Origin of the sequence: Candidatus Jettenia sp. AMX1, assembly GCF_030263775.1 — a bacterium.
In the GTDB taxonomy this organism is placed as follows: Bacteria; Planctomycetota; Brocadiia; order Brocadiales; family Brocadiaceae; genus Jettenia; species Jettenia caeni.
This window is the reverse complement of record NZ_SZPP01000074.1, coordinates 1-12,706: the sequence shown is the minus strand read 5'-3', so window position 1 is coordinate 12,706 and position 12,706 is coordinate 1. Positions and strand designations below refer to the sequence as shown.

12 protein-coding genes and 1 riboswitch are annotated in these 12,706 nt (G+C 38.7%); of the genes, 9 read left to right on the top strand and 3 right to left on the bottom strand.

What is annotated here, in order from left to right:
* Positions 1-193: 193 nt before the first annotated feature.
* Positions 194-658, bottom strand: coding sequence for a four helix bundle protein (locus FBQ94_RS16695; protein WP_007222598.1), 465 nt, complete (start codon positions 656-658; stop codon positions 194-196).
* Positions 659-713: 55 nt separating this feature from the next.
* Positions 714-1,625, bottom strand: a complete 912-nt coding sequence (gene cas6 / locus FBQ94_RS16690) for a CRISPR-associated endoribonuclease Cas6 (protein WP_007222597.1) — start codon at positions 1,623-1,625, stop codon at positions 714-716.
* 203 nt (positions 1,626-1,828) lie between these two features.
* Here cas6 and FBQ94_RS16685 point away from each other — a divergent pair, with 203 nt between their 5' ends.
* The 8 genes from FBQ94_RS16685 to FBQ94_RS17595 all read left to right on the top strand — a co-directional run bounded on the left by FBQ94_RS16685 (position 1,829) and on the right by FBQ94_RS17595 (position 10,581).
* Entirely contained in the window at positions 1,829-2,101 is a 273-nt protein-coding gene (locus FBQ94_RS16685; RefSeq protein ID WP_007222596.1) for a hypothetical protein, read from the top strand.
* 86 nt (positions 2,102-2,187) lie between these two features.
* Positions 2,188-3,261 (top strand): hypothetical protein, encoded by a 1,074-nt coding sequence (locus FBQ94_RS16680; protein ID WP_007222595.1) that lies wholly within the window; start codon positions 2,188-2,190, stop codon positions 3,259-3,261.
* Positions 3,258-4,178 carry a hypothetical protein gene (locus FBQ94_RS16675; RefSeq protein ID WP_007222594.1) on the top strand — a complete coding sequence of 307 codons (921 nt, stop codon included), beginning with the start codon at positions 3,258-3,260 and terminating at the stop codon, positions 4,176-4,178. The genes FBQ94_RS16680 and FBQ94_RS16675 overlap by 4 nt, the downstream gene beginning before the upstream one ends.
* Positions 4,179-4,277: 99 nt before the next feature.
* A riboswitch (cyclic di-GMP riboswitch) is annotated at positions 4,278-4,397 on the top strand.
* 407 nt (positions 4,398-4,804) lie between these two features.
* Entirely contained in the window at positions 4,805-6,175 is a 1,371-nt protein-coding gene (locus FBQ94_RS16670) for an aminotransferase class I/II-fold pyridoxal phosphate-dependent enzyme (protein WP_007222593.1), read from the top strand.
* A 471-nt stretch (positions 6,176-6,646) separates the two neighbouring features.
* Positions 6,647-8,005 carry a B12-binding domain-containing radical SAM protein gene (locus FBQ94_RS16665; protein ID WP_007222592.1) on the top strand — a complete coding sequence of 453 codons (1,359 nt, stop codon included), beginning with the start codon at positions 6,647-6,649 and terminating at the stop codon, positions 8,003-8,005.
* Between the two features lie 222 nt (positions 8,006-8,227).
* A complete protein-coding gene (locus FBQ94_RS16660; protein ID WP_007222591.1) occupies positions 8,228-8,428 on the top strand; it encodes a cold-shock protein in 201 nt (66 codons plus the stop codon).
* 287 nt (positions 8,429-8,715) lie between these two features.
* The gene (pepF, locus tag FBQ94_RS16655) at positions 8,716-10,503 is read left to right on the top strand and encodes an oligoendopeptidase F (RefSeq protein ID WP_007222590.1); all 1,788 of its coding nucleotides are present in this window, start codon (positions 8,716-8,718) and stop codon (positions 10,501-10,503) included.
* The gene (locus tag FBQ94_RS17595; RefSeq protein ID WP_352246997.1) at positions 10,504-10,581 is read left to right on the top strand and encodes a putative quorum-sensing-regulated virulence factor; all 78 of its coding nucleotides are present in this window, start codon (positions 10,504-10,506) and stop codon (positions 10,579-10,581) included.
* Positions 10,582-10,641: 60 nt separating this feature from the next.
* On the opposite strand, the gene FBQ94_RS16650 is transcribed toward FBQ94_RS17595, so the two are convergent.
* Positions 10,642-11,568, bottom strand: coding sequence for an NAD(P)-dependent oxidoreductase (locus FBQ94_RS16650; protein WP_007222589.1), 927 nt, complete (start codon positions 11,566-11,568; stop codon positions 10,642-10,644).
* A 489-nt stretch (positions 11,569-12,057) separates the two neighbouring features.
* Between FBQ94_RS16650 and FBQ94_RS16645 the strand changes: the two genes are divergently transcribed.
* Complete coding sequence (locus tag FBQ94_RS16645; RefSeq protein ID WP_007222588.1) at positions 12,058-12,273, top strand: dodecin; 216 nt, start codon at positions 12,058-12,060, stop codon at positions 12,271-12,273.
* The last annotated feature ends 433 nt before the right edge of the window (positions 12,274-12,706 follow it).

Below are 12,706 nucleotides of genomic sequence, written 5' to 3'. Positions count from 1 at the left end.
GAACAAGATTTTTCAGGCTCTCTCAGCCATGACTGCCATCTTTCCCTTATCTATGGCTGGTTAGCACGATTTTTGTCTAGTTTATGCGCAACTTATGTGGAATTAAATACAATTTAAGCCGTTCAAACGGTTTAATAAGTAGTTTTTAAGCGGTTTAAACTGTTCAAACCGTTTAAGCCGTTTAATAAGCCGTTCAAGACGGTTCGGTTGTCTGATCGGGATTTGCTTTAACTCTGTTTGCAATTTCATCTACTATTTCTTTTATGCTTTTTTGCCTTGGTAATTTATATTTTGACCCTTTATATCGGCTGTCCTTCAAGTGTTCCATAAAATTGTTAATCATTATTGAAATACGTTTACATTGTTCAAGAATGGGATTTAAATCTTTTAGAGGAATATACCTCTGATCACCTGCTATATATAGTTGGCATCGCACCTCACCACATGACCCCTTGGCTATTGATAGAAATTGGATTAATTCCTGATTGCCCCCTCTTTCATACCCTTCGGCTATGTTCGACATGATGGAAACGGATGCTCGCCTGATTTGGTCTCTGAGGCTGCGATCTTTTACAAAAGCGCCCTCTTTGGTAATTCCATAAATTTTATTTGTTAATACCCTCGCTGCCTTCCAGATCTCAAGGTCTTCGAAGTGCATAGGGAATCTCCTGTTAGAGGTTTTAAAGAAGTAATATAAGAATAGTTCAAACCGTTTAAACGGTTTGAACTGTTTGTATGACTTCCACATACCCACATCCCATACTATTATTTTGCCCAAAGCCACATTTCAGGCCTATCTTGATTAATTCTTTATGACCGGTAACAATAAAGGGCTGTAAGGTGCCTTTTATATTGATGGGTCTCACACTGCTGTCTAATCCGGTACTAAAAACAGTAAACTGTTTTATTGATTTTCCAGCAATGGGATAGAAGGTAAACTTTAGGCGCTTGCTGTCGCCGCCAAAGGGTTTATCATAAAGCGTTTCGTATTTGTGCATGAGGTTTTGTCTCAAAAATTCCTCGTAACCTTCATCGCCAGGATACAGAAAGACATCCTGCTGGCCTTGCGGCATGGGTTTTTTGATGAAAATAGGGGATTCTAAAGGACGCAGGGTTAAATTATTTAACCCGTTTAAATCGTTTAAGCCGTTTAAGTAGTTTAGAGGATCCGGCAATGTTTCTACCTGACAGACGTTGAACGTTTGTCTGCCAAGCCTCACCGCCTGCCCTTCAGTAAATATACCATCTACCAGATGTTGGATAAACAGATCGACGGGTGATGCTATTTGAAAGGAAAAGGTGAAATGACTGGATTGAGAGGCTTTGAATGAAAAACCACCATGTGAGCTGCTGAAATTGTTTGGTGATTGATTCGTTTTATTATTTCCATGATTTGTGTGGCCTGAACGGATAATCTTGATTGGACCATGGAATAGTATCCCCGAGAAGACAAAGAACTTGAACCGTTTGTCCTTTTTGTAAACAAAGCCTTGTTCATGAAGCCATCGGGAATAGTCTGGGTTTGATGTGAAGAGAAATCCATAGATTAACGCCTGTATCTGATGTTGATAGTTGAAGTCGATAATGGCTGGCCTATCTGCTGAAAGCGTTATCTTTATTCTCATAGATATCTGTTTTAGAATTTTTTATATTTTTTGCAACAATAGCAAATAGGAATATAATGTCAAATGTTTTTTTAAATAAATTTGCAGCACGTTTTTTATATGCGCTTAATTGACAAAAAGGTTGCTAAAAAAGTACCTATTTTAGTAATATAATAGCTTAAGTAATATACGCAAGATTTTTCATTTTATTTGAAGGTAAACAAATGTCAGACAATATTGAAAGACATAAGGACCTCAGTAAGAGGGTTTTAATGCCGAACGAGCAGAAACTCCCGGAGCAACGAGCATCTGGGCAAATTCAAAGAGCGCCTGCGCAACTCATACAGGCATTTTTCCTGGGTGCAATGGTAGGGTTTTCTCTTTTTGTAGTAATTTGGATTATTGCAGGTTTTTCAAAACTAGCGATTATAGCGCCATTCATGGGAGGTATTTTTGGTATAGTTTTTGAAATGATGAGGCAGAAAACGAAGGCATAGTATGGGTATGGTTTTATCATGAGATAGCATGTATTCCAAAACTTCCCACAGTAATTATGAAATGATTTATGAGAGGTAAATGAGATATGAAAGTAACTATGGTAGGTATATCAGGTTCTGGCAAAACGGCATATATGTCAGCACTTTATGAAACGCTTGGAGATGCAGGGCAAAATGAGGCAGGTTTTTACATTGCCCCGCGTTCTGTACAGCAATTTGATAAAGCCATATTGAGTGTTGGCGATTTTAGCAGGTTTTCACTTGCCGATAAGTTAAAATGGCCTGACGGTACACAGCAGACAACGGTATGGCCTTTTACTGTGTATCATAATTCAAGGCCGGTAACCTATTTTGATTGGATAGATTATCGCGGAGGTATTTTAACAGAAATTACGGATACAACGGATACTCAGGAATCCCCGGATATGGTCAGATCTGAAATTACTGACCTGGCTTCTCATATTGAACTCAGTAATGCTGTTATCCTGGTTGCAGATGCCTTTGTCCTGACGTATTATCCGAATATTAAAGAAGCACGACATCGGTCAGGAGCACGCAGGATCCATGAGATATTCACAACCTATAGCAGGATTTATCCGAATAGGAATTTAATATTTGTAATCATGTTAACAAAGGCAGATACGGTTGATGCCAGGTGGAAAACTGACAATTATGCGCCGTTGATTGAACGGGGCCTGGAAGTATTTAATCAGATGGTATCTTTACAGAAGCAAAATCCCTCCTGGGAGGGGTGTATTGTTCCTGTCTCTGCAGTAGGAGAGGGTAATGTTCATCGGTCTGTTACTCCTACAGAGGATGTTAAACATCCTTTTAGGTCCGAAGATAAGATTGTGGGATTTCCACAACCGGTGAATGCAGAACATGTTTTGTTTTATTGTTTAGGGCAAACTTTAAAGCAGATGAGAGAGGAAGCCAGCAAGAGTATAAGGCAAAGGGAAAAAGAACTTTCAGAAATCCTGAAAAAAGCGGGGCTGGTAAATAAAATCTGGTCTCTCATCATGCGTAAGCCTGATGCCGAGAGTATCGCCAGAGCTATTTTAGAAGAAAAAAATAAGGATTACGAAATTTTAAGCCAATTTGAGACACATATAGAACCGCTCTTGGGCAAAGCAATGGAGAGGGTAAGGCAGATCAAATGAAATACCAGGAACTTTTATATTCCCGTTCTTTATCGAAAGATTATCGATGGATGATTGTTCCACCGAAAATTTCTTCAGATAGTCTTAAGCTATTAAATCAGCTTTACAATCTGTATGATAAGTACAAAAATGCTTTCTGCAAATCGCCGGTTTTGCCTCTTTACTGCTTAAACCATTTACAAACTACGTTTCTTGTGAGTTGCGGTTTATCAAACCATAAAGATAAAGATGGCCGAAACATTTACCATTTACAGGGCATTAGCATTCCCCCTGAGTACAGAAGGCATTTTTGGTTTATCCTTCCCTGGATATTGGCTAATTACGATGGTGAGAATTTGTTAAATACGTGGAGAAAAGTAGATTTTCCTGCTGCTGATGACATCGTGCGTCGTGCATCGGAGGATTGTTTTTTCAAACTCGACTTGTTGGATAAATCGCTTGCAGAATTAATTAAAACATCAAAATTCACCCTTGAGAGATTTGATGAACTATCCATAGGTGAACCGGTCTATATTCCGTTTGATAAAAATGGTTTAAAAGAACTAGCCCATGTAATTGTATCTTCAGACTATGGCTGTGTAAATTTTGCTTTTGGAGCTACACCAGAAATGATCAGGGCTTTTGACTTCAAGATTATCGCAAAGTTAGGTGACAATTCGAATATGAGGCTGAATCGGAGGACGAGGATAACAGAATCTGTCCCGTCTTTTATCCTTGATGAACGAGATAAAGACACCAGAGAGCTTGTTGATGATCCTATAGACCGTTTTGATCCAAGAAAGAAAGATAATCTTAAGAATCAAAGTAAAATGGTAAGGAGAAATAATTCTTTTCACCTATTTGATCAGTTTGTACCTCGCTTCCTATCGATACTCAGGCTGGGAAAGAAACTAAAACGATCCAAGAAATCAGGTTAGTTTTTCGTCACTTCTTTTATAGCTTTTAAATAAAAATATTATTTTATTTGACATAAGACAACATACTTGTTATATAGGTAGCGTTTAAAAATTAAGACAGAGCGATAAAGGCAAACCCTGAGTGATCAGGGGACGCAAAGTAAAGGATCTTTAATTACACTGGCAGAGGCGCATCATGATGCGTCTCTCCTATGAATGAAAGATAGCCCTACTACCGAACATGATAAATATATTCGAAATAAATCAGAGAACCTTACTCTGAGAATATTTGACTTAATATTCTCGAAGTAAGGTTTTTTTGTTTTATCTGAACTTGAAATTTATAACCCCTTTTCTCTCCTCTGCAAGGGAGAAATCAAGGGAAGCTCTCAGCTTGATTTTGTGTAATTACGGTATATATACGAGAAAATTCAGTACCTCCTCCCCCGTGGTGGGACGGGAATAAGGGAAAGAAAACAATCTCATTGTGCACCCTTACCATAGCCCTCTCCCATCAAGGGAAGGGAGGATTAATCTTGTGTTTCTGTTGTATTATTACTACGTAATTCTTCGTAGAAAGTAGGATTCTACAAATCTTATCTGATATTGAGCAGTAATAGGTATTTTCATAGAAAAGGGAGGTTTTCATGAGTTCTGTTAATGCAAAAAGTATATCGTCAGAAGAAAAACGTGAGCTTACCCGTAAAATTCTGGAGAATCGTAAAGTTAAATTCCAGGCAGAGTCTGATGATAAATCTCAAAATTATCAGAACTATACCTATGATATGTTTATCGGCAATCCCGGATCTGAACTGACAGAAATAAAGCATTTTAACGAATGGGTAGAGAGTGCAACGAGGGATGGTTTATACACATTTGAATCGCCAAGACTTGGGGCGCAAAAAACCGAAATTGAAATCCAGCGTGAAACGGGTGATAGAATGAGACTATTGAATTTTTCCAGCTATAACTATCTGGGATTTGGCTATCATCCTGATGTAATTGCAGCGGCAAAAGATGCTCTCGATACCTATGGTCTTGGTGCGGCTAGTTCACCCGTGATCAGTGGTACGTATGGTATTCATAAAAAGCTGGAAGAGGATCTCACGCATTTTTTTGGATTAGACGACCGGTCAATATCATTATTTCCCTCTGGCTATAGCGCGAACGTAGGTGTTATACAGGCTTACATGAAGCCGGGAAATCATATCGTAATGGATCAATCGGTTCATACATCAATTCTTGAAGGGGCGAAGATATCCGGGGCAAACTGCTCCTATTTTCGACATAATGATATTGAACATCTCGAACAAGTTTTACAAGAAGTTTCCCATGGAAAATCACGTGTTCTTGTTTGCGTCGAAAGTCTATATGGTGCAGATGGTGATTATGGTGACCTTAGTGATATAGTACGGGTGGTTAAAAATTATCAGGCAAGCATTCTTGTTGATGAGGCTCATTCAACTCTGATTGCCGGTGAAAATGGCAGAGGAGTCAGTGAAGAGTCTGGCGTCTTAGAAGACATCGATCTTTATGTCATTACTTTTAGTAAGGCATTTAGTGGGGTTGGTGGCGCATTACTCGCAAAAAAAGAGGTAGTCCGTTACGTTAATTGGTATGCAAAATGCCGCATGTTTTCCTGCGCTTTAGATCCTGCAGTAACCGGTGGTATGATTAAGGTGCTCGAACTGGCGTCAGGGCCTGAGGGCGAGAAGAGGCGCAGATTACTACGGGAAAATGCGGCGTATTTTAGAAAAAAACTTGCAGGAAAAGTTGATATGAGAAATAGTAAAAGTTGGATTGTTCCGGTGATTTTTGGCTCAGAACGAAATACCTTAAAACTCAACGACTTTCTCCAGAGAGAAGGTTTTGATGGAAGTATCCTGCAATTTCCATCAGTACCAAAAAATGAAGCACGTATTCGTATATTTATTACCTCTGAACATACCAGATATCAATTGGATAGGGGTATAGACATCATCCTGAAAGCTGCCGAAAAATTTAAGTTTTTATTATAATAAAAACTTAAATAAAACCCTGCGGCAGAATAACTCCTTCTCAAAAGATTACTATTATGAACTTGAGAATGCAGAGGTCAAAGGTTGCGCCTTTACCCGATATCTTTTATCTCACATTTCTGTAAGCCTGTAGTGACTTGAACATCAGCATAAGCTCAAAGGTTTCTCCGTTCTCCTTTTGAAGCATCTCTCTCCTTTAACCTCTTGATATTACTGGAAAATTCTCATCGAATTTCCTTTCCCTTCCTTTTGCATTTGACATCATGTTTATTTATGTTATAAAAGGTAAAGATTATAATTAGCTGTGTAGGAGTATTTTTAATATTTATTGAGGTTATTCTGACAAACATAATGAATATACTGTTGATATACCCCGAGTTCCCAGATACATTCTGGAGTTTCAAACATGCACTTAAGTTCATACGCAAAAAGGCCTCCTTTCCGCCGCTAGGATTACTGACAGTTGCTGCAATGCTCCCACCTGAGTGGTCAAAACGTTTAGTTGATGTCAATGTAACAAGACTCAAGGATGAAGATCTGTTATGGGCGGATTATGCATTTATCAGCAGTATGGTTATACAAAGAACGTCGGCTCAGCAGATCATCAGACGCTGCAAGGAAGCCAACCTTAAGGTAGTTGCCGGAGGGCCTTTATTCACGAGCGAGCATGAGCAATTTGAGCATGTCGACCATTTTGTTCTTAACGAAGCAGAGCTAACCTTGCCGCCTTTTTTAGAAGATCTGAATAATAATTGTGCCAGGCGGATATACACCACATCTCAGTTTGCTGATATTCAGGAGACCCCGACACCTCTTTGGGAATTAGCCGATCTGAGGCAATATGCCTCGATGAGTATACAGTACTCCCGGGGTTGTCCATATCACTGCGAGTTCTGCAATGTGACATCATTATTTGGAAGACGCCCACGTACCAAAACCGCTGAACAAATCATTGCCGAGCTGGATAGTTTCTACCGTATGGGGTGGCGCGGACCCGTATTCTTCGTAGATGATAACCTCATCGGGAGCAAAAAAAACCTCAAGGAAGAATTGCTTCCTGCTTTAATTACATGGCAAAAAGAACATGTACCGATACCGTTTAACACGGAAGCCTCTATCAACCTGGCTGATGATGATGACTTGATGCGAATGATGTCTGAAGCAGGCTTTGATGCGGTTTTTATTGGGATTGAGACGCCGGATACGGATGGCCTGGCAGAATGTAACAAAAAACAGAACAAAAACCGTAATTTAATTGAAGACGTGCGGCGTATTCAGCGAGCCGGACTGCAGGTACAAGCAGGCTTTATCGTAGGTTTTGATAGTGATACTCCATCCATCTTTCAGCGGCAAATTGATTTTATACAGAAAAGCGGGATTGTGTCAGCAATGATTGGGCTGCTTCAGGCCCCTGCAGGAACAAAACTATACGAACGTCTAAAGCAAGAGGGGCGTTTACTTGGACAGATGTCGGGGGATAATGTAGACGGCACAACGAACATTATTCCTACCATGGACATGGATACATTTCAGGAAGGATATAAAAATATATTGAGATATATTTATTCCCCTGAAAACTATTATCAGCGCATAAAGACCTTTTTTCGCGAATATAAAATGCCAAAGGTTAAAGCCCAATTTGAATTTAGTCATATATTAGCATTATTTCGTGTTATCTACCACATTGGTATCATGGGCAATGAGCGTACCCAATTTTGGAAACTCTTATTATGGACGTCTTTTCATCGCCGGGAATTGTTATCGCTCTCTGTTACTCTTGCAATTTACGGTCATCATTTTCGCAAAATTAGTGAATTACACGTCCTTTAATTTTGAAAGGTTCAGATTATAAAATATATTATTTAAAATATATTATTATTTAGTATTGTTTTAACATGTGATATGTAGTAATATAGTGAATATAGTTGACTTTTGGCTGTATTACAAGATTCGTATTATATGTTTTGATGTGATAATAAGGCTGCAATAGTTGCAACTATTGTAGCCTTTTTTTATTTTTTAACTTTTTCATGCTTAAAGGGGGTGATTTGAATGGCAGCTGGAACAGTAAAATGGTTTAATGACAAAAAGGGTTTTGGTTTTATTACTCAGGATAACGGAACTGATGTTTTTGTACATCAGACCGAAATTCAAGGTAGTGGATTTAGAACTCTCGCCGAAGGAGATAAGGTCGACTTCGAGGTTATTAAAGACCAAAAGGGTTATAAGGCAGCAAAAGTTGTTAAATTATAAATGTATGTAAAAGCGTACTCTTATTTTAAAGTAGAAACAACTAAATAGTTATAGTATATAAAAGAATATAGAGTAATCGACTCAATATAATTATAATAACAAAATAAGGAATCCCAGTATCGGTAAAAGGATATTGGGATTTTTTATTTGATTTTTTAACCAATTTTTTGTTCTCTGTTTTGGATTACTAGAGAAGACATACTACGGCAAGTCCGGCTATTGCGACAGGTTTACGCAGACTGCCATACATATTTGAATATAAAGAAGGGATGATGAAATAAAAATATATGAGTAAGATTAAAATCCGGGATCAAATAGAAGATACCTATAAATGGGATGTGTCTGTTTTGTATGTATCGGATGATAGCTGGGAAGAAGACTATTGCAAGGTAGAAAAAGAATTTCCTCAGCTTCTCAAGTTCAAAGGCTCTCTTGCCGATCCCCGTAAACTTGAGCAGTTTATGCAGTTTTATGTTAACCATTCTATCATGAGAGAAAATTTATATGTGTATGCAAATGTCCGCTTTTTTGAGAATACCCGAAACGCCAGATATGAAGAGATGAAAGGGCGTATCGAACTGCTCGTCTCAAAGATTTCCGCACAAACTGTTTTCATTAAAAAAGAGCTGTCCTCTTTATCACAGAATGATATCGATACCATGATTCATGAAAATCCTCATCTGGCGGGGTATCGCTTCTTCCTGGAAGGCTATGCCCGGTACAATCCTCATATCCTTTCTGAAGAAACGGAAACTGTTTTAGCGGAACTGAAAATTGCCCTGGATAAGTCTGATGATATTTTTTCGGCTTATAATGATAACAATATTTCGTTCGGGGAATTTGAACACAAGGGAGAAATAATTCGTCTTTCTCATGCAAAGTATGCGCAATTGCTGGAATCACCCGACCGGGCTCTCCGGCAAAAAGTGTTTGATTTTTATTACCGGCCTTACCGGCAGAATATTGACGTCCTGGCAAATACCTATGCAGCACATGTACTTGCAAATATTAAACTGGCGAAGGTTCGGAACTATTCGTCTATGCTGGAGATGTCTCTGTTTCCCGATTATGTGCCAACTACGGTATTCAGTAATCTCATTGAGGTTGTAAAAGAGAATATTGATGCGATCAGTGAATTCAATGTCCTGAAACAGGAAGAGCTTGGAATTGAAAAATTACACTTCTATGATAATTATGTTCCCCTGGTTCATGAGGTTGATAAGAAATATTCCTATGAAGAAGCAATCGATCTGGTTCGTACAGCGCTTGAACCCCTCGGCGCAGAATATCTCAGGAAGTACGATTCTACTGTTCATGCGAGGGTAATTGATGTATTTGAATCCCCCGGCAAGAGATCAGGGGCGTTCTCCTGGGGTAGTTATGCGAGCAGGGGATTAATTTTTTTAAATTACACGGAAAAATTCTCTGATGTTTCAACATTTACCCATGAATTCGGCCATTGCCTGCATCGGGACTACTCCATTGAAAATCAACCCTACATCTATTATCAAAATCCAATCTTTTTGGCTGAGATAGCATCGACATTTAATGAAGCTTTGCTGTTTGATCATATGTCAAAGATTGCTAAATCCAGTGAAGAGAGGAAATTTTTTCTGTATCACAACATGAAACGCATAGAGGCAACCTTCTACAGACAGACCATGTTCGCAAATTTCGAAAAAGATATTCATGAGATGGCCGAATCCGGCAAGGCACTGATCGCAAAAAGCATAACCGGCATATACCGGAAAAATCTTGAAACATATCTGGGTAAGGGCATAGTTATTGATGATCAGTTAAACTACGAGTGGGCAAGAATTCCCCATTTTTACCATGCATTTTATGTGTACAAATATGCTACCAGTTTATCCGCGGCAATCGCTTTATCCGAACGTGTAACCTCCGGTGAAAAAGGTGCTGTCGAAGATTATCTGACATTCCTGAAAGCAGGATTACACAAGGAACCGCTTGAAATTCTGAAAGATGCCGGAGTTGACCTTACCGGAAAAGAAGCGTATGAAGTGACGGTTAACAAATTCAGGAAATTACTGGCAGAGTATAAATCATTATCATGAATAATAGGTAATATGCTTGAGTGTGTCTATGAGATCAAACTGAATGGATTGGAATATTTATTGAAACCGCTGCGTTAATCAATATCAGGAGAGTATTTCACGGAACTGGTTTTCGATTTTTATACTTTCTGCGAGTTATCAGGATACAATATTTATCGGATTTCCACTCATTATTGCTTGTATGTTTGCTATGAGTTCTTCACCTAGCCGATATGATGCCTCTTGTGTGTTAAATCCCATGTGAGGTGTAGCGATAACATTGTGACATTTCACCAAATCCAATAATTCTCCTGATAATTTACCGGCATGCGGCTCGTTTTCGAATACATCCAAAGCGACGCCTGCCAAATGGCCTGATTTTAGTACCTTGATAAGCGCTTTTTGGTCCAGTATTGCACCCCGTGCAGTATTGATAAGATATGCATCTTTTTTCATAAGCCGCAGTCTTCTTTCATTCATAAGATGCCTGGTTTTATCAGTAACAGGGAGGTGTAAGCTGACAAAATCCGAGTTTGCGATAAGTTGATCTAATCCGTCCGGCGGGGTTTTGGAATTTGCGTGAGAAACTTTCATTCCTATGTTTTGGGCAATGTGTGCTACGGTTCTTCCTATATTGCCATATCCTATAAGTCCTAATTTCTTATTTCTCAGTTCTATACCCATATATTCCGATGGCTTCCATTCGCCATTTTTAAGGCGGGTATTTGCTTCAGTAATTCTGCGGGCAATCAAAAGCATTAACGCTATCGTATGTTCGGCTACAGCTTGAGTATTGTGTGTAGGGCAGTTTGATACCATAATCCCCATCTGCGATGCCGCTTTTACATCTACATTCTCATATCCTACTGCCGGCACAATGATGAATTTTAGTGAAGGAGAATTTTGAATAATATGTGTTGTGATATTTGTCCAACCAGATATAAGTATCTCTGCGCCTGCAATCCTCTCAATGCTCTCCATTTCAGTTAAAGGGTAACCATTATACCTTACCACATTTCCAAGTTCCTTCAGTATTGTAATGTGCCGTTCTGCTAATTGAATATGATCAAGAATAACAATCTTCATAACTCTCATAGGTACGAAAAAGAATATCGGATACTGATTTTGTTATTTTTGCAGGGTGATGCATTTGCCAGCATGAGCCAAATATATTTTTATCTGTTGTGTAAATGCTTTGTTCTTACCATGTTAATATATTAATCGAATAGGTAGATAAATCAAGGCGAAATAAACTGAAGATTGCGTTTATTCCCATAAGACTGGACTATGAAATTTTATGTTAGTTAAGAAGTTAATATCGCCCTTATTGGTAACATATCCAGACATAATGGAACTTCAAAAATTTCATTTGCATTTTACTGATTAGCCAGTCATTATGGAACCATTCTGGATGATGAATATCCGTTCTGTGTATATCTCGGATAGTATTTTTTATTTTTGAGGCATGGTTCAAATTCCAAAGGGCTGATATGCTTGCAGGATAAGTAACCCCGAAGGGGTGAAATGATTAGGGAAATTGATATTTCGGTAAAATTTATATAAAGGAGATGTTGTATGGGTGATCATATATATAAAATTATTGAATTGGCAGGTTCTTCCACAACTACCGTAGAAGATGCTATTCAAAATGCAATTGCCAGAGCATCAAAAACTATCCGAAATATGCGATGGTTTGAGGTTATTGAAACCAGAGGCCGTATTGAAAATGGAAAGGTTGCTCGCTGGGAGGTTATCATAAAAGTTGGATTTGTGCTGGAGGATACTCTTTAATTTGGTGGTAGTTACTTATGTATTACTACAGGGTAACAATTTTTGGGCAGTGTGTAACGCTATAGATAAATTCATCAGAATTACGGTATATCCTGATTTACAATCTCACTGAATGTATAGGAATTTCAATTCTGTAGGGCAATCCTTTAAGGTTGCTCCTCGTGTATATGTTCAGGCGGGGAGCGGCAAGGCTAAAGCCTTGCTCTGCATCTTATGAAGGGATAAGAGTCACCGCGGGCCTGTTTTAACGTAAACAGGAAAAGAATGACAACGGAGCATTTTTCCTTAAGTTATCTATATATAGTCCATTCAGGGTTACCTCTAGATTGAATATTTCGAGTGTCTTGCAAGGGGGGCAGAAAAAGATCCGTGTGGAGAATCCGTAGGATAATTTTCAAAAAGCCGGAGACCCGGAATCCGGACAGGAAGATAT